Source organism: Ruegeria sp. AF7 (assembly GCF_056541885.1).
In genome coordinates this window covers 91,697-108,120 of sequence record NZ_JBQFYX010000008.1, presented here as the reverse complement: position 1 = coordinate 108,120, position 16,424 = coordinate 91,697, and the positions used below count along the sequence as shown (strand labels likewise).

The window sequence follows — 16,424 nt, the reverse complement described above, 5'->3', positions numbered from 1 at the left end:
TTTCAGACAGGGCCGAGAATCCCGGATAACCCGGACTTCGCGGCAAATCGGCAGCCCAGCTTGCGCCAGTCGTCGACGAATGTTTCCTGATCGATCTGATGCCCGTCAGTCCGATCGAGTAAACAGCCTGTCCCCCCAAGCGAGTGAATCGCTGACATCAGTGGTAGCAACTTGAAATGGGGCGCGGCAACGAAACTCTGATATTGACTCGGGTCTTTGGTCGAAAGAATCTCTCGGTTTCGTGAAGGCGCGGTATTCCGGCAACACGAAAAAAGGCGCCGCAATGCGCAGCGCCTTTGACATTAGTTCAGCCTTGCTGACTTGACCTAAGGTAACCCTCAGGCTTTAGCCCAGAGCTTTGACCCGGGCCGACAGGCGCGACATTTTACGCGCGGCAGTGTTCTTGTGGAACACGCCTTTGGTGACGCCGCGCATCAGCTCAGGCTGGGCGGCGCGCAGTGCTGCGGTTGCCGCATCTTTGTCACCGGATGCAATCGCTTCTTCGACTTTACGCAGATAGGTGCGGATGCGCGAACGACGCGCTTTGTTAACAGCGAAACGCTTTTCGTTCTGACGGGCGCGTTTCTTTGCCTGGGGCGAATTTGCCATGTGTCTCTGACCTTCGTTCGGTACGGTTATCAAGGGTTGCGCGCCACGGATATATCCGCACCGGATCAGAAATCACGAGTGTGAGTCGGGCCAAGCGGGCCGCACGCGCATGTATTGCGGCGCTCAATACCGAACATTTCAAGGATTGCCAAGCCGATTCTTGGGGCTCACAAATCGGGTAAAGAAAAGGCGGGCATAGCCCGCCTTTCATTAGTCTCTTGCGTTTTACTTGTCGCGAAACTGCGCAGCCCGCTTTTCAAGAAACGCCGCCATGCCCTCTTTCTGGTCCTCGGTGGCAAACATGGAATGGAAGACGCGACGCTCAAACAGCATTCCTTCACTCAGCGGAAGCTCGTAACTGCGATTGACCGCTTCTTTTGCCGCCGCTGCCGTCAGTGCCGATTTCTCGGCTATTTTTTGCGCCGCACCGACGGCTTCCTCGATCAGCTTCTTGGCCGGTACGACCCGGCTGACCAAACCAGCGCGCTCGGCTTCGTCCGCGTCCATAAACCGACCAGTCAGGTTCATGTCCATCGCCTTGGACTTGCCGACAAAGCGCGTCAAACGCTGGGTGCCGCCCAACCCGGCTATGACGCCAAGGTTGATTTCAGGCTGGCCGAATTTTGCAGTGTCCGCCGCAATGATGAAATCGCAAAGCATTGCCAACTCGCATCCCCCACCCAGAGCATAGCCCGCAACCGCGGCGATGATCGGTTTGCGAATCGCCAAAACCCGGTTGTTTGCATCAGCAAAAAGGTTGGTGGTGTAGACATCGACAAAGCTCATCTCGGACATTTCCCTGATGTCCGCGCCTGCGGCAAAGGCCTTGTCCGATCCGGTGATGACGATGCAACGCACCTTGTCGTTGCTGTCCGCCTCTTCCAGCGCGGTACACAACTCACCCAGCAACTGGGAGTTCAGCGCATTCAACGCATCCGGTCTGTCGAGTTTGATTAAGGCGACGTGGTCTTCGATTTCGACGATGATCGTCTCAAAAGCCATGAGAAAAAAGCTTCCGGTTGTTCCGTTCAGTTACGAGTCCTTACCACGCGAATTCTCTGGATCAAGCTATCTTTGGCATTGCGCACAGTAGAAGGATGAGCGACCGGACTGGGTGATTCTCTGGATCAGACCAGTGCAACCTTCGGTGCGGCAGGGCTTTCCTTCGCGACCGTAGACATCAAAGCTGTGCTGAAAATATCCAAGTTCTCCATCAGCTTGGCGGAAATCCCGCAGGGATGATCCGCCTGCTTCGATCGCGTCCTGCAACACCTTCCGAATGATCGGAACCAGCGACGATACACGTGCCTCAGATATTTGCCCTGCTTTACGACGTGGCGACACCTTGCCGCGATAAAGCGCTTCGCAAACATAGATATTGCCCAACCCAGCAACGATTCCCTGATCCAGCAGGGCTGATTTGACAGGGGTATTCCTGCCTTTGAACGCTTCAATCAGGTGTTGCTCATGGAAATCATTGCCCAAGGGCTCCGGTCCCAGAACCGCCAGAAGCTTGTGATCCTCGGCCGTGGCTGTGGGCAGAAGGTCCATCGCCCCGAACCGGCGTGGATCGTTAAAGGTGATACGCGCCCCGTTGGCCATGTGAAAAACAACATGGTCATGTTTCTCAGCGGCCGGATGTTCGCGCAGGAAATGACCTAGTGGATCGCCTGACACCGTCATTCGCCCCGACATCCCCAGATGGATCAACAAGGTCTCGCCACTGCTGAGGTCGGCCAGGATGTATTTTGACCGCCGCCGCAACCGATCCACCCGCTGCCCGGTCAGCCGTTCTGCCATGCGTTCGGGAAATGGCCAGCGCAGATCCGGGCGATTCACATCCGCCCTTTCAATCTCGACCCCCTCCATCGCAAGGCTCAGGCCGCGTCTTACAGTCTCGACCTCGGGCAATTCTGGCATTACAGGGCTCCTATTCCAAAGGGCCGCATTGTGCCCCGCTTCCAGAGCCCTATAACAGAAGCGAAATTCGACAAACGGCAAGGCTTATGTCCGACAACAGCGACAACACCACTCATTTCGGGTTCGAAACCGTACGCGAGGCTGACAAGGCCGGGCGCGTGCAGGGCGTGTTCAACTCGGTCGCCTCGAAATATGACGTGATGAACGATGTCATGTCGATGGGTATCCACCGGGTCTGGAAAGATGCGATGATGGACTGGTTGGCGCCACGCCCCGATCAGCGTTTGCTGGATGTTGCAGGCGGAACCGGTGACATTTCCTTTCGCTTTCTGAAACGCGCAGGCTATGGCCATGCCACGGTTCTTGATCTGACAGAACCCATGCTGGTCGAAGGACGGCAACGCGCCGAAGCCGACCAGATGGCCGACAGCCTGAACTGGGTGGTGGGCGACGCTATGGCCCTGCCGTTCGAAGACAACACCTTTGATGTCTACACGATCTCGTTCGGCATCCGGAACGTGACCCGCCCGCAAGAGGCCCTGAACGAAGCCTTTCGCGTTCTGAAACCTGGTGGCCGCCTGATGGTGCTGGAGTTCAGTCAGCTTCCCAATGACGGGCTGCAAAAGCTCTATGACCTCTACAGCTTCAATGTCATTCCACGCATGGGAAAGCTGATCGCGAATGATTACGACAGCTATCAGTATCTGGTGGAGTCGATCCGCAAGTTCCCCGACCAGGAAACCTTCCTGAACATGGTCCGAACCGCTGGCTTCGAAAACGCGAAATTCCGCAATCTCAGCATGGGTATCGCCGCGCTGCATTCCGGCTGGAAGATCTGACGCATGCGCGGTCCCCACAACATCATCCGCCTGATCCGAACGGGCGCCACGCTTGAGCGCACCGGCGCCATGAATGTGGTCCTCGACGCGTTCGAGGCACCACGGGCTATCCGATTTCTTGCCCACGCTCTAGGCAAACCGTTTTGGTGGCTGGGTTACAAGGGCGACCCAAAGATGCCGCCTGCAACACGTGCGCTCACCGCCCTGGGCCCGGCCTACATCAAGTTTGGTCAGGTGCTTTCGACACGCCCGGATGTTGTAGGCGATGAACTGGCTGTGCAGCTTCGTGTTTTGCAAGACAAACTGCCACCGTTCTCAAAAGCCGAGGCTTTGGCCGAAGTAGAAAGGGAACTGGGGCAACCTGTTGCCGAGATATTCAGCGAATTCAGTGAACCCATAGCTGCCGCCTCGATCGCACAGGTCCACAAGGCCAAGCTTGCGAGCACCGGAGAAGACGTGGCCGTCAAAGTCCTGCGTCCCAATATCGAACGCGCCTTTCGCAAGGATGTAGATGCGTTCTACTTCGCCGCCCGCATCGTCGATTTGTTTGCGCCCGGAGCCCGCCGATTGCGCCCGATGGAGGTCATTGAACATTTCGATGGCGTTGTACGGGGTGAACTGGATCTGCGTCTGGAAAGCGCTGCTGCCTCGGAATACGCGGCCAACACAAAAGACGACACAGGGTTCTGGCTGCCGCCCGTATTGTGGTCACTGTCGGCACGACGCGTGATGACACTCAGCTGGGCCGACGGTATTCCATTGGGTGAAAACGACGCGCTCGATGCCGCCGGCCACAACCGCCGTGATCTGGCGGAACGTGTGCTGCGCCTGTTCCTTCTTCACGCCCTGCGCGACGGCTATTTCCACGCCGATATGCATCAGGGCAACCTCAAGGTCGCCGCCAACGGTGATATCATCGCTTATGATTACGGTATCATGGGCCATATCGACGAATACACGCGCCGGGTCTATGCCGAGATTCTGTTCGGTTTCATCCGCCGCGACTACAAGCGCGTGGCCGAAGTGCATTTCGAAGCCGGTTACGTTCCTGCACACCAGGACGTCGATGAATTCGCCCGCGCCCTGCGTGCGGTTGGCGAACCGATCTTCGGTATGGATGCCTCGCATATTTCGATGGGCCGTTTGCTAAGCTATCTGTTCGAAGTGACAGAGCGTTTTGGCATGGAAACCCGAACCGAGCTGATCCTTCTACAGCGCACGATGGTCGTGGTTGAAGGCGTTGCCCGGTCACTGGACGACCACATCAATATCTGGGAAGTTGCCCGCCCCGTGGTCGAAGATTACATCAAACAATCCATCGGCCCGCGCGCCGCGCTTCGTGACTTTGCCAAAACCGCTATGGTTCTGGCACGCTTTGGTCCGCGCCTGCCGACATTGGTCGAAAACGCGTTGATTGCACAGACGCACAAAGAAGAACCGGAAAACTCGGGTCTGTTGCCAAAATTCCTGCCCGCCGCTCTCGGTGCGGTTGCCGGCGCAGCCGTAGTTCTGTTGATCACTACACTCGGCTGATTGTGATCCGCAGCTTCATCTGGCTAAAAATATCCTCGGGGGGAATCGCGCCTTGCGCGATGGGGGGCAGACAGCCCCCCTTGCCCAGGTCCGGATCAGAGCCGCTCGATGGCAATGGCAATCCCCTGACCGCCACCAATACACATGGTGATCAACCCTTTTGATCCGCCTGTGCGCTCCAACTCGTAAAGCGTCTTCATGGTAATGATGGCGCCCGTCGCGCCTACAGGGTGCCCCAGCGCTATCGCGCCTCCATTCGGGTTCACCTTCGCCGCATCGAACCCAAGTTCCTGGTTGACGGCCAGCGCCTGCGCGGCAAATGCTTCGTTGCTTTCGATCACATCGAAATCTTCCGCCGAAAGACCCGTCTTCCTGAGCAGGTTTTGCACGGCCGGTACCGGGCCAATACCCATGACTTCGGGGCGCACGCCAGCATGTGCATATCCGATCACGCGCGCTTTTGGCTTCAATCCGGCCTTTTCCGCCGCGTCCGCCGTTGCCAGAACCATCGCCGCCGCGCCGTCGTTGATGCCCGAGGCATTGCCCGCCGTCACACGCCCATCTTTTTTGAACACCGGTCGCAACCCGGCCAGCGCATCGGCTGTCGTCGCCTTTGGATGCTCATCAACTTTGAAATCCACCATGTCACGCTTGACCTTCACCTGAACGGGCACGATCTGGCTTTCGAAATATCCGGCTTCAATTGCAGCTGCCGCGCGGGTCTGGCTAGTCAGGGCGAAGTCGTCCATCTGTTCACGACTGATCTGGTGTTCATCGGCAACGTTCTCGGCCGTCACGCCCATGTGCCCCGTGCCAAAGGGGCAGTTCAATGCACCCAGCATCATGTCCAGCGATGTGACATCACCCATTTTCGCGCCCCAGCGTGCCTGTGGAACAATGTAAGGGCTGCGCGACATGCTTTCTGCGCCACCTGCCACGGCGAAATCGGCATCGCCAAGCATCAAGGATTGCACTGCTGACACGATCGCCTGTGCCCCCGAACCGCACAGCCGATTTACATTCATCGCAGGGGTGCCGTTCGGAATTCCGGCCTGCATCGCGGCCACGCGCGACAGGTACATGTCCCGAGGTTCGGTGTTGATGACATGGCCAAATACAACATGCCCGATCTGAGCACCTTCTACCCCAGACCGCTCCAAGGCGGCTTCGGTGACCACCGTCGCCAGATCAATGGGCGCGGTTGACGCAAGTGCGCCACCGAAAGTTCCAATCGCGGTGCGCGCACCATCCAGCAATACGATGTCTGTCATGTCTTTCTCCTCTTGGAATCGTCGTCAGTATGCACACGCAGCATTATTCTGTCCTATAGGACGTGCCGTCACGGATGGAATTGACAAGCGGGGTCCCAATACGCATGGATTCCGTCATGACGGAGAACACAGACGATATCCTGAACCTTTTGCCCGCCCGCCTGAAAGAAGCACGCCGGGCCAAAGGACTGTCGCTGGAAGCAGTCGCAAACCTCAGTGGCGTATCCAGATCCATGGTTAGCCAGATCGAACGCGGGGAAAGCAGCCCAACGATCTCGACCCTCTGGAACCTGACACGTGCGCTACAGGTGGATTTTGCCGGTCTTCTGGAAGGTTCAAAAGCCAGCGATCAAATCGAGGTGCTGCGCGCGTCCGAGGTGCCCAGCATCGACAATATGGGGCAGAACTGTCGCATTCGCATCCTGTCCCCACCGGAAGAGGCCGGAGGTCATGAGGTTTATGATATCGAGTTCGACACAGGCGGGGCCTTGAACAGTCAGCCCCATGCGCGTGGCGCGCACGAACAGCTGACAGTGCTGGAAGGCACCGTCAAGGTTACATCGGGCAGTGCCGTTTCGGAACTGAGCCAAGGGGACACCGCCCGCTATGCCGCGGATATCGTGCATTCCATCTCGGCCAAAGAATCAGCGCGGGTGTTCTTGATCGTAAAGAACGCCTGACATCAGCAACTTTCCGCCTTCACGGAAATTTTTCCTGTATATTGAAATTCCCCTATTTGGGAAATTCATCCGCTATGTTAGATGTGCGACTCAGTTGAACGGAGGTCGCCATGGCAGATGCATTCCTGTCCCACATCACGGACACACTCGCACAAATCGAATCCGAAGGGCTGTACAAGCGCGAACGAATGATCACTTCGCCTCAGGGCGGTGAGATTACGGTGGGCGGCAAACGGGTGATCAACCTGTGCGCCAACAACTATCTGGGTCTTGCGGATCACCCCGCGCTGATCGAGGCCGCAACCAATGCGATGGGTCCGAAAGGTTTCGGCATGGCCTCGGTCCGGTTCATTTGCGGAACACAGGATATTCACCGTGAACTGGAACAGCGGTTGGCCAAGTTCCTAAACAAGGACGATGCGATCCTGTTCGCGGCCTGTTTTGATGCCAATGGCGGGCTGTTCGAACCGTTGCTGGGGCCTGAAGATGCCATCATTTCGGACAGTCTGAACCACGCCTCTATCATTGACGGGGTGCGGCTGTGCAAGGCCAAGCGCTATCGCTATCTGAACAATGACATGAACGACTTGGAAGCGTGGCTGAAGCAGGCGCGCGAGGATGGCGCGCGTCATATCATGATCGCAACCGATGGCGTGTTCTCGATGGATGGCTATTTGGCCAACTTGCCGAAAATTCGCGAACTGGCTGATAAATACGATGCCATCGTCATGGTCGATGATTGCCATGCAACCGGCTTCATGGGCCCGCGCGGCGCTGGAACACCGGATCACTTTGGTGTTGATGTCGACATTCTGACAGGAACTTTGGGCAAGGCACTTGGGGGGGCAATCGGCGGCTACATCGCCGGGCCGCAGCCAGTGATCGACCTGCTGCGGCAGCGGGCGCGGCCCTATCTGTTCTCGAACTCGCTGCCGCCATCCATCGTCACCGCAGGGCTTGAGGCAATCCGCCTGGTCGAAGAAGGCGACATTCTACGCGCGCAGTTATTCGGAAACGCAAAGTACTGGCGTGCCGGTCTGGAAAAGCTTGGCTTTGACCTTTTGCCCGGTGAACATCCGATCATCCCTGTCATGCTGGGCGATGCAACGCTGGCACAAGAGATGGCCGCCAAGCTATTTGACGAGGGCGTGTATGTCTCGGGCTTCTTCTTTCCTGTTGTTCCCCGCGGACAGGCGCGGATCAGAACGCAGATGAACGCCGCCCTGACGCGGGACGAACTGGACCGCGCGCTGGCGGCCTTTGGCAAGGTCGGCAAGGAACTGGGGGTGATCTGATGCGACCCAACACGATGAAAGCGCTGGAAAAGTCAAAACCCGAAGAAGGGTTGTGGATGGTACAGGCCCCGGTTCCTGAAATCGGGCCTGATGAGGTGCTGATCAAGATCAACAAGACCGGAATTTGCGGTACCGACATTCACATCTGGAACTGGGATGAGTGGGCCTCTCACACCGTTCCGGTTCCGATGATCACTGGTCATGAGTTCGCCGGAGAAATCGTCGAGATTGGGCGCAACGTCACCGGCCTGGATGTTGGGCAGCGCTGTTCCGGCGAAGGGCATCTGATCGGCACTGAAAGCCGTCAAAGCCGAGCCGGCAAGTTTCACCTCGACCCCGGCACGCGCGGGATCGGGGTGAACGAACAGGGCGCGTTTGCGCAATACCTGAAATTGCCTGCCTTCAACGTTGTTCCCCTGCCGGACGATATCCCGGATGAGATCGGGGCAATCCTTGATCCGCTGGGCAATGCTGTACACACCGCGCTCAGCTTTGACCTTCTGGGCGAGGACGTCCTGATCACCGGCGCAGGACCCATCGGCATCATGGCGGCCGCCGTTGCCCGCCATGCAGGTGCCCGCAATGTTGTGATTACGGACATTAACGCTGAACGATTGAAACTGGCTGAACATGTGGTGCCGTCGGTGCGGACCGTTGATGTTTCCAAACAAGATTTGCACGACATCATCGCACAGCTTGGAATGAAAGAAGGCTTTGATGTGGGACTTGAAATGTCCGGCTCACAAGCCGCGCTGGACCAGATGGTCGAAGCGCTTGTGATGGGTGGGAAAATCGCCTTGCTGGGGATACCGCCGGGGAAATCTCCGGTCGACTGGTCGCGCATCGTTTTCAAGGCGATCACAATCAAGGGCGTCTATGGTCGCGAGATGTTCGAGACCTGGTACAAGATGATCGCCATGCTGCAAAACGGTTTGGATGTGTCCCGCGTGATCACGCATCGCTTTGCGGTTGATGATTTCTCGGATGGTTTTGCCGCGATGAAATCAGGCCTCTCTGGCAAGGTTGTCCTTGACTGGACCTAACCCGCTGGAAAGTTACGAACTCAACGCCTAGACAGGTGCAAGGATAGCACAAGGGAGGCATGAGATGGGCGAGAACAAAGACGATCGTCTGTTGCAAAGAGGTGTCGAAGACACTCTGGTCACTGATTTCGCCGAGACACATCGCAAAAGCTATGGAGATTTTCTGCAACTCAAAACGCTGCTGAACCTGCAAAAGACCTTTCAGGACCCCGCGCAGCCGGACGAGATGCTGTTCATTATCATCCATCAGGTCAGCGAACTGTGGCTGAAACTGATGCATCACCAACTGGTCGAGGTGCGCCGTTTTTTGCAACAGGATGAATTTGGCCCAGCGATGAAAAACCTCGACCGCATCAAGGCCATTCAGCGGCAGCTGATTGCGGCCTGGGAAACCCTTCTGACCATGACGCCTGCCGACTATTTAACGTTTCGGCAGGCACTGGGCAGCTCGTCAGGGTTTCAGAGCTACGGGTATCGGCAGATTGAGTTCATTCTCGGCAACAAGGATGCGTCAACACTGAAGGTCCATGCGCATGACCCAGAGGTGATGGAGATGCTGAATGCCGCTCTGACCAAACCGTCGCTTTATGACGAAGTGTTGCACATGCTGGCCCGTCAAGGGTTCGACGTGCCCAAGGATCTGATCGAACGCGATTACGCCCAACCCTATTGCGGCGATTCGCGCGTGGTACAAATCTGGGTCGAGGTATTCCGCAACACTGAAAAATACTGGGATCTTTATGCTTTGGCCGAAAAACTGATGGATGTGGAAAGCCTGTTTCAACGCTGGCGCTTTGATCATGCCACCGCAGTTGAGCGCGTGATCGGGATGCAACCCGGCACTGGTGGCTCAAGCGGCGTGGCCTTTTTGCGAAAGGCGCTAGAGCTGCGGTTCTTTCACGACCTTTACGACGTGCGTACGGAATTGATGTATAGCGGGCAGACCTAAGACATGCTGTATCGAGGATTTTCGCAATCCGATCTGGAGCGGGAGTATTCCCCCAGCACAATGATCGGTGGCGACCTGAGCCCTTATCTTGCCAGTTATAAAGCACTGAGCGCTCAGGCGCGGGCCGACTTTCCGGTACGGGAAAATCTGGCTTATGGTGATAGCCCCCTACAAGTTCTGGATTTCTTTCCCGCTCGCGATGACAAGGCACCTCTTCACGTTTTCATTCACGGCGGGTACTGGCAGGCGCTCAGCCAGAATGAATCGTCTCTGATGGCACCGGGTCTGGTAGAAAACGGGCAAGCTTTTGCGACTGTGAACTATACGCTGGCACCCGATGCCCGGATTGGTGACATGATCGACGAATGCCGTGACGCGTTGCTGTGGCTGGCGGCCCAGGCGGAGGAGCTGGGGTTCGATCCGTCGCGGATCACCTTGTCAGGTCACAGCGCAGGCGCGCATCTGGCGGCGATGGTAATGGCAACCTCATCAGATGCACTTGCCAAAGCGGGGCTTCGGGTGCGGGATGTGATTCTGATCAGCGGTATATACGACCTGGAACCGATCAGCCTGATGTCGGTGAACGATCCGCTGCAATTGACGCCGGTCGAGGTCAACGATCTGTCACCTTTCCGCAATCTGCCCCGGCCCGGTCCTCGATACCACGTTTCGGTAGCCGAACGGGATACGGGTGAGTTCATTCGCCAAAGCCGCGACTATGCTGAAAGGCTGCGAAAGGCCGGACACTCTGTCAGCTTTATGCTCGCGCAAGGAATGCATCATTTCGATATCATCATGCATTCAGATGCGTTTCTGCCCCAGGCAAAATAAGCGCTTCGGTAAAAGAAAACAGCGGCCTAAGGGGGCCGCTGTTTTTCGTTTTCATCCTTTGCCGGGCTAGTCCAGCGTGCGGGTGACTTCTTCGCGCTCGAAGATTTCGATCACGTCGCCTGCGCGAATGTCATCGTAGTTCTCGAATGCCATACCACATTCCTGACCCGACTGAACCTCGGCCACTTCATCCTTGAAACGCTTCAGCGTCTTCAGCGTTCCTTCGTGAATCACCACGTTGTCGCGCAGCAAGCGGACACCAGCGGAACGACGCGCCACGCCTTCGGTGACCAGACAGCCAGCAACCTTGCCAACGCCGGTGACCTTAAAGACTTCACGGATTTCGGCGTAGCCGATGAACTTCTCGCGAATTTCGGCGCTCAACAGGCCGGATGCGGCTGCTTTCACGTCGTCTACGAGGTCATAGATCACCGAGTAATAGCGAATCTCGACGCCCTTCTGGTTTGCGGTATTCCGTGCCGAGGCATTTGCCCGAACGTTGAAGCCAAAGATCGGAGCTCCAGACGCTTCGGCCAGACCGACATCCGTTTCGGTAATGGCACCAACACCCGAATGCAGAACGCGCACGCGTACTTCTTCGTTGCCGATCTTCTCCATTGCCTGAACGATGGCTTCCGCCGAACCCTGAACGTCTGCTTTCATCAGAATGGGCAACTCGGTGACATTTTCGTCTTCCTTGGCCTTCTGCATCAACTGTTCAAGGGTCGTTGCGGCACCAGCGGCAGCGCGTTTGTCCTTGGCAGCCTGTTCACGGTAGGCGGCGATTTCACGGGCTTGTGCTTCGGTCTCGGTCACGTTCAGAACATCGCCTGCTTCAGGCGTACCGTTCAGACCAAGAACCTCAACGGGAACCGACGGTCCAGCTTCCTTGACGCGCTCACCCTTGTCGTTGATCAGAGCACGGACCTTACCATACTGCTCACCCACGACAAAGATATCGCCCTGACGCAATGTACCGTTCTGAACCAGAACCGTTGCGACCGGGCCGCGGCCCACGTCCAGCTGTGCCTCGATCACGGCACCTTGGGCAGCGCGATCAGGGTTGGCTTTCAGTTCCAGAATCTCGGCCTGCAATGCGATGGCTTCCAGCAACTCGTCCAGACCCTGACCGGTGATGGCAGACACTTCTACGTCCTGAACCTCACCCGACATTTTCTCGACGATCACTTCGTGTTGCAGCAGATCGGTGCGCACCTTGTCCGGATTTGCATCATGCTTGTCGATCTTGTTGATCGCCACGATCATCGGCACCTTGGCTGCCTTCGCGTGATTGATCGCCTCAATTGTCTGCGGCATGACCGCGTCATCGGCAGCGACGACCAGAACCACGATGTCGGTCACCTGGGCACCACGCGAGCGCATCGAGGTGAAGGCCGCGTGTCCGGGAGTATCCAGGAAGGTCAGCGTCGAGCCGCCATCGGTTTTCACCTGATAGGCGCCGATATGCTGGGTGATGCCACCGGCCTCACCAGCCACAACACGCGCATCGCGGATTGCATCCAGCAGCGATGTTTTCCCGTGGTCGACGTGACCCATGATGGTGATGACGGGCGGACGAGGCTTCAGATCGGCTTCGCTGTCTTCGACCTCTTTGATGACGTCCTCAACATCCGAATCAGAGACGCGGGTGACCTTATGGCCAAACTCTTCGATAATCAGCTCGGCAGTATCAGCGTCGATGGTCTGGTTCTGCGTGACCATCATGCCCATCTGCATCAGTGATTTGACCACGTCAGCCACGCGCTCGGCCATACGGTTGGCCAGTTCCGAGACCATGATCGCCTCAGGCAGTTGTACGTCGCGGATCACCTTTTCCCGCTCGACCGAACCGCCCATGGCTTTCTGACGGGCGCGTTCCTGCTTGCGCTTCATCGCTGCCATCGACCGCTGGCGGCTGCCTTCGTCACCGGTGGCCTGACCCAATGTCAGCTTACCCGAACGACGGTTGTCTTCACGACCCTTGCCACGACCGCGCTGTTCGCGTTCGCGATCCTGCTTGCGAGGTGCGGCAGCAGGCGCAGGTTTGCTGGCCGGGCTGCGTGCAGCTTTGGCTTCTTCAGGGGCCGGCGAAGCGGCAGCAGCAACAGCGGCACGCTTGGCTTCTTCTTCAGCCTCCACGCGCTTGCGCTCTTCATCTTCGGCTTTCTGACGCGCGCGCTCTTCGGCTTCACGCTGCTCGCGCTCTTTCGCTTCCTGTTCCGCACGGCGGCGCACGCGCTCTTCTTCGCGTGCCTTTTCAGCGGCTTCGCGTTCAGCGGCCTCTTCGACCTCGCGGGCCTTGGCAGCCTGCAAAGCCTTCATACGGCGCGCCATTTCCGCGTCGGAAATACCTGCGGGACGACGCGACGGATCACCCGAAGGGGCGGCACCGCCACCCGGCTTTGCCGCGCCCGGCTTGGGGACCACCACGCGCTTGCGTTTGGTTTCCACCACGACATTCTTGGTGCGTCCGTGGCTGAAACTCTGTTTCACATTTCCGGGGCGTGCCCCGCCACGAAGACCCAATGTCTTTTTGCCGTCACTATCGCTCATAAAGCTTCTTACCCTTCCGCGCGGCCCTTGCCGCCGTCATCCGTTTCGCGCAAGCCACGCAGGCGCTGCGCTTCCTCTACAACACGTTTGGCGAGTCCGCCAGAGGCCAAGGCCGCATGAATCACCGTTTGGCGCCCAAATGCCTGCCCTAATTCGTCTGCCGTCAGCCAACCGATGTATTTTCCGAAGTGCGGCGTACTGAGCTTCGACTTGCCGCGCCCCGATCCATCAGTGGCCTGAATCAGCACCTGAGCCTCTTCCCGGTCCAGCCACGACTTGACCTTTTCATACCCGGCAACCGCGTCGCCGGACTTGCGCGCCAGACTGAGCAACTCAATCACACGGCGCGCGATCTGCTTTTCAACTTCTGTCGCGAGGTTCTGAGGCACAGTCACCTGTGCCTTGAACCCCCGCGCAAACAGTTTCTTACCAATGGCCTTGTCCAGCGCAGCACGATCCGCCGCCACATAAACGCCCCGTCCCGGCAACTTTGCCGCGACATCCGGAAAGACCTGACCGTCCGGGCCCGTCACAAAGCGGATCAAGCCATATTTAGGCTGAACCTCGCCTGTGGCGATGCACTTGCGTTCGGGTCCGTCAGACCGATCCTTATGGACGCCACCGCGACCCATACGCGCCACCCGAGACCTGAGATCAGGCCTCGACCTCCTCGTCTGCTGCGTCGCCGTCGATGTCTTCTTCCGCCTGCTCCAACTCGGCCGGATCAACCCAACCCAACAGGATACGCGCAGTCATGACCATGTCTTGTGCTTCTTCGAGCGTGACGCCAAAGGGCTCCAGCACGCCATCATCCTTGACGCGTTCACCGTCGACCGTGGTCCAGCCACCGGCCAGTTCCCAGTCTGCACAGGTTGCGAAATCTTCCAGCGTCTTCACATCGTCCTTGGCCAGCGCCTCTACCATCTGGGGGGTCAGGCCTTCGAATTCAATGAGGCTGTCCTCGGCACCCAGTGCGCGCGCCGCATCCAGAGCGGCTTTGGCCTGGGCTTCCAGGAACTCGCGCGCCCGGGTCTGAAGTTCCTGCGCAGTGCCTTCGTCGACGCCGTCAATGACCAGAAGTTCATCAATCTCGACATAGGCAACTTCTTCGAGGTTGGTGAAGCCTTCGGAAACCAGCAATTGCGCAAAGAACTCGTCCAGATCCAGACTGTCCATGAACAGTTTGGTACGAGATTCGAATTCCTTCTGACGACGCGCCGATTCTTCAGCTTCGGTCATGATGTCGATATCCAGCCCGGTCAGCTGGCTTGCCAGACGCACGTTCTGACCGCGACGACCGATTGCAAGAGACAACTGCTCTTCCGGAACGACAACCTCGATCTTGCCTGCTTCTTCGTCCAGAACAACCTTCGAAACCTCGGCAGGTTGCAGCGCGTTCACCAGGAAGGTCGGTTGGTCTTCGTTCCACGGGATGATGTCAATCTTCTCTCCCTGCAGTTCGTTCACAACGGCCTGCACGCGGCTGCCGCGCATACCAACGCAGGCGCCAACAGGGTCGATCGAGCCGTCATACGAGATCACGGCGATTTTGGCGCGTGAACCGGGGTCACGGGCCACGGCCTTGACCTCGATGATACCGTCATAGATTTCCGGCACTTCCATCTTGAACAGCTCGGCCATGAATTCTGGTGCGGTACGCGACAGGAAGATCTGGTGGCCACGCACTTCGCGGCGGACTTCCTTGATATACGCGCGCACACGATCATTCGGACGATAGCTTTCGCGACCGATCTTGTCATTGCGGCGCAGAACAGCCTCGGCACCGCCGAGATCGACGATAACATTGCCGAATTCCTCGCGCTTGACGGCACCGTTGATGATGGTGCCCGCACGATCCTTGAATTCTTCATACTGACGATCCCGCTCGGCTTCGCGGACCTTTTGCAGGATCACTTGCTTGGCCGACTGCGCCGCGATCCGACCCATTTCGACCGGCGGCACTTCTTCAACGAAAACGTCACCGACCTGCGGATCTTCCATGTACTGCTTGGCTTGTTCGACGGTGAACTCGGCCTGATAGTTCTCAAGCTCCTCATCCTCGACCACGGTGCGCACACGGGTGAAGGTCGCCTTGCCGGTCTTGCGGTCGATGGACACGCGGATGTCCATCTCGGCGCCGTAGCGACTCTTGGCGGCGCGGGCGAGCGATTCCTCCATCGCTTCGACAACCAGACCGGGGTCGATCATCTTTTCGCGGGCCACGGCCTCGGCAGTCTGCAGCAGCTCCAGCTGGTTGGCTGAGGTAATTGCCATCAGTTCGTCTCCTCTTCGGACCCTTCGGTCTCAATCTCGTCGAAAGCGTTTTCGTTCAGGGCACCGGCGTCCTTGCGCTGGCGCAGCATTTCCTTGATCAGGTCATCGGTCAGGACCAGCTTGGCATCACTCAGCCAGTCGAATTGCAGGCCGATGGTGATCGTCTCGGACCCTTCGGGGATATTGATCAGAACCTCTTCCCCTTCAATCCCGGCCAGTTCCCCTTTGAACCGGCGGCGGCCATCGATCAGTTCAGAGGTTTCGATCTTGGCCTCATACCCCTCGAAAGTCTCAAAATCCTTGAGGCGGGTCAGGGGGCGGTCGATACCGGGGCTGGACACCTCAAGCGTATAGGCGTCAAGGATCGGGTCCTCGACATCCAGGGTGGCGCTGACCGCATTCGAAATCTCGGCGCAGTCATCCACTTCGATGCCGCCTTCGGGTTTGTCAGCCATGATTTGCAGCGTGGTCTGCTTGCCACTCATCAGCCGGACACGGACCAGCTCATACCCCAAGTCTTCGATCACCGGGGTGATGATCTCGGCAAGTCGCCGGTCGATGGCAGCTTTGGCTATCAGGTCGTTTGTCATCAGGTTCTCTACCCTGTCAGTCGGGCACAAAAAAACG

At 57.8% G+C, this 16,424-nt stretch carries 15 protein-coding genes; 7 read left to right on the top strand and 8 right to left on the bottom strand.

Annotation, left to right across the window (positions count from 1 at the left end; all coding sequences use genetic code 11):
- Positions 1 to 345: 345 nt before the first annotated feature.
- From rpsT to mutM, 3 genes are all read right to left on the bottom strand, one after another.
- Positions 346 to 609, bottom strand: coding sequence for a 30S ribosomal protein S20 (gene rpsT, locus ACR0AP_RS14035; protein ID WP_039541017.1), 264 nt, complete (start codon positions 607 to 609; stop codon positions 346 to 348).
- Between the two features lie 225 nt (positions 610 to 834).
- Complete coding sequence (locus ACR0AP_RS14030; RefSeq protein ID WP_267363125.1) at positions 835 to 1,611, bottom strand: enoyl-CoA hydratase; 777 nt, start codon at positions 1,609 to 1,611, stop codon at positions 835 to 837.
- 66 nt (positions 1,612 to 1,677) lie between these two features.
- The gene (gene mutM, locus ACR0AP_RS14025; protein WP_480507238.1) at positions 1,678 to 2,529 is read right to left on the bottom strand and encodes a bifunctional DNA-formamidopyrimidine glycosylase/DNA-(apurinic or apyrimidinic site) lyase; all 852 of its coding nucleotides are present in this window, start codon (positions 2,527 to 2,529) and stop codon (positions 1,678 to 1,680) included.
- Positions 2,530 to 2,615: 86 nt separating this feature from the next.
- Between mutM and ubiE the strand changes: the two genes are divergently transcribed.
- A complete protein-coding gene (gene ubiE / locus ACR0AP_RS14020; RefSeq protein ID WP_209507184.1) occupies positions 2,616 to 3,368 on the top strand; it encodes a bifunctional demethylmenaquinone methyltransferase/2-methoxy-6-polyprenyl-1,4-benzoquinol methylase UbiE in 753 nt (250 codons plus the stop codon).
- A gap of 3 nt (positions 3,369 to 3,371) precedes the next feature.
- Positions 3,372 to 4,901: a 2-polyprenylphenol 6-hydroxylase gene (ubiB, locus tag ACR0AP_RS14015; RefSeq protein WP_480507235.1), complete on the top strand. Its 1,530-nt coding sequence runs from the start codon at positions 3,372 to 3,374 to the stop codon at positions 4,899 to 4,901.
- Positions 4,902 to 4,996: 95 nt separating this feature from the next.
- On the opposite strand, the gene ACR0AP_RS14010 is transcribed toward ubiB, so the two are convergent.
- The gene (locus ACR0AP_RS14010; RefSeq protein ID WP_209599197.1) at positions 4,997 to 6,172 is read right to left on the bottom strand and encodes an acetyl-CoA C-acyltransferase family protein; all 1,176 of its coding nucleotides are present in this window, start codon (positions 6,170 to 6,172) and stop codon (positions 4,997 to 4,999) included.
- Between the two features lie 116 nt (positions 6,173 to 6,288).
- On the opposite strand from ACR0AP_RS14010, the gene ACR0AP_RS14005 reads away from it, so the two are divergent.
- The 5 genes from ACR0AP_RS14005 to ACR0AP_RS13985 all read left to right on the top strand — a co-directional run bounded on the left by ACR0AP_RS14005 (position 6,289) and on the right by ACR0AP_RS13985 (position 10,970).
- Entirely contained in the window at positions 6,289 to 6,852 is a 564-nt protein-coding gene (locus ACR0AP_RS14005; protein ID WP_480507233.1) for a helix-turn-helix domain-containing protein, read from the top strand.
- Between the two features lie 110 nt (positions 6,853 to 6,962).
- Positions 6,963 to 8,147 (top strand): glycine C-acetyltransferase, encoded by a 1,185-nt coding sequence (locus ACR0AP_RS14000; RefSeq protein WP_480507231.1) that lies wholly within the window; start codon positions 6,963 to 6,965, stop codon positions 8,145 to 8,147.
- A 14-nt stretch (positions 8,148 to 8,161) separates the two neighbouring features.
- Positions 8,162 to 9,190: an L-threonine 3-dehydrogenase gene (gene tdh, locus ACR0AP_RS13995; RefSeq protein ID WP_209507272.1), complete on the top strand. Its 1,029-nt coding sequence runs from the start codon at positions 8,162 to 8,164 to the stop codon at positions 9,188 to 9,190.
- Between the two features lie 64 nt (positions 9,191 to 9,254).
- On the top strand, positions 9,255 to 10,139 hold the full coding sequence (locus ACR0AP_RS13990) for a tryptophan 2,3-dioxygenase (protein ID WP_209507189.1): 885 nt from the start codon (positions 9,255 to 9,257) through the stop codon (positions 10,137 to 10,139).
- A gap of 3 nt (positions 10,140 to 10,142) precedes the next feature.
- Positions 10,143 to 10,970, top strand: coding sequence for an alpha/beta hydrolase (locus ACR0AP_RS13985; protein ID WP_480507228.1), 828 nt, complete (start codon positions 10,143 to 10,145; stop codon positions 10,968 to 10,970).
- Positions 10,971 to 11,036: 66 nt separating this feature from the next.
- Here the strand turns inward: ACR0AP_RS13985 and infB are convergent, their stop codons facing one another.
- From infB to rimP, 4 genes are read right to left on the bottom strand one after another with little or no spacing between them, the layout of a single operon-like run.
- Positions 11,037 to 13,523: a translation initiation factor IF-2 gene (infB, locus tag ACR0AP_RS13980; protein ID WP_480488111.1), complete on the bottom strand. Its 2,487-nt coding sequence runs from the start codon at positions 13,521 to 13,523 to the stop codon at positions 11,037 to 11,039.
- Between the two features lie 8 nt (positions 13,524 to 13,531).
- Positions 13,532 to 14,155, bottom strand: a complete 624-nt coding sequence (locus tag ACR0AP_RS13975; protein WP_480488113.1) for an RNA-binding protein — start codon at positions 14,153 to 14,155, stop codon at positions 13,532 to 13,534.
- Between the two features lie 22 nt (positions 14,156 to 14,177).
- The gene (gene nusA, locus ACR0AP_RS13970; RefSeq protein ID WP_480488115.1) at positions 14,178 to 15,797 is read right to left on the bottom strand and encodes a transcription termination factor NusA; all 1,620 of its coding nucleotides are present in this window, start codon (positions 15,795 to 15,797) and stop codon (positions 14,178 to 14,180) included.
- Complete coding sequence (rimP, locus tag ACR0AP_RS13965; protein WP_267363111.1) at positions 15,797 to 16,387, bottom strand: ribosome maturation factor RimP; 591 nt, start codon at positions 16,385 to 16,387, stop codon at positions 15,797 to 15,799. Before rimP ends, nusA begins: the two co-directional genes overlap by 1 nt.
- Positions 16,388 to 16,424: the final 37 nt, after the last annotated feature.

What these genes read in the sequence shown, in the direction of transcription:
- ACR0AP_RS14000 (WP_480507231.1), top strand. Translation starts at nt 6,963, where the DNA reads ATGGCAGATGCATTCCTGTCCCACATCACGGACACACTCGCACAAATC.
- tdh (WP_209507272.1), top strand. Translation starts at nt 8,162, where the DNA reads ATGAAAGCGCTGGAAAAGTCAAAACCCGAAGAAGGGTTGTGGATGGTA.
- nusA (WP_480488115.1), bottom strand. Translation starts at nt 15,797, where the DNA reads ATGGCAATTACCTCAGCCAACCAGCTGGAGCTGCTGCAGACTGCCGAG.
- infB (WP_480488111.1), bottom strand. Translation starts at nt 13,523, where the DNA reads ATGAGCGATAGTGACGGCAAAAAGACATTGGGTCTTCGTGGCGGGGCA.
- ACR0AP_RS13990 (WP_209507189.1), top strand. Translation starts at nt 9,255, where the DNA reads ATGGGCGAGAACAAAGACGATCGTCTGTTGCAAAGAGGTGTCGAAGAC.
- ACR0AP_RS14010 (WP_209599197.1), bottom strand. Translation starts at nt 6,172, where the DNA reads ATGACAGACATCGTATTGCTGGATGGTGCGCGCACCGCGATTGGAACT.
- rpsT (WP_039541017.1), bottom strand. Translation starts at nt 609, where the DNA reads ATGGCAAATTCGCCCCAGGCAAAGAAACGCGCCCGTCAGAACGAAAAG.
- ubiB (WP_480507235.1), top strand. Translation starts at nt 3,372, where the DNA reads ATGCGCGGTCCCCACAACATCATCCGCCTGATCCGAACGGGCGCCACG.
- rimP (WP_267363111.1), bottom strand. Translation starts at nt 16,387, where the DNA reads ATGACAAACGACCTGATAGCCAAAGCTGCCATCGACCGGCGACTTGCC.
- ACR0AP_RS13975 (WP_480488113.1), bottom strand. Translation starts at nt 14,155, where the DNA reads ATGGGTCGCGGTGGCGTCCATAAGGATCGGTCTGACGGACCCGAACGC.
- ACR0AP_RS13985 (WP_480507228.1), top strand. Translation starts at nt 10,143, where the DNA reads ATGCTGTATCGAGGATTTTCGCAATCCGATCTGGAGCGGGAGTATTCC.
- ACR0AP_RS14030 (WP_267363125.1), bottom strand. Translation starts at nt 1,611, where the DNA reads ATGGCTTTTGAGACGATCATCGTCGAAATCGAAGACCACGTCGCCTTA.
- mutM (WP_480507238.1), bottom strand. Translation starts at nt 2,529, where the DNA reads ATGCCAGAATTGCCCGAGGTCGAGACTGTAAGACGCGGCCTGAGCCTT.
- ubiE (WP_209507184.1), top strand. Translation starts at nt 2,616, where the DNA reads ATGTCCGACAACAGCGACAACACCACTCATTTCGGGTTCGAAACCGTA.
- ACR0AP_RS14005 (WP_480507233.1), top strand. Translation starts at nt 6,289, where the DNA reads ATGACGGAGAACACAGACGATATCCTGAACCTTTTGCCCGCCCGCCTG.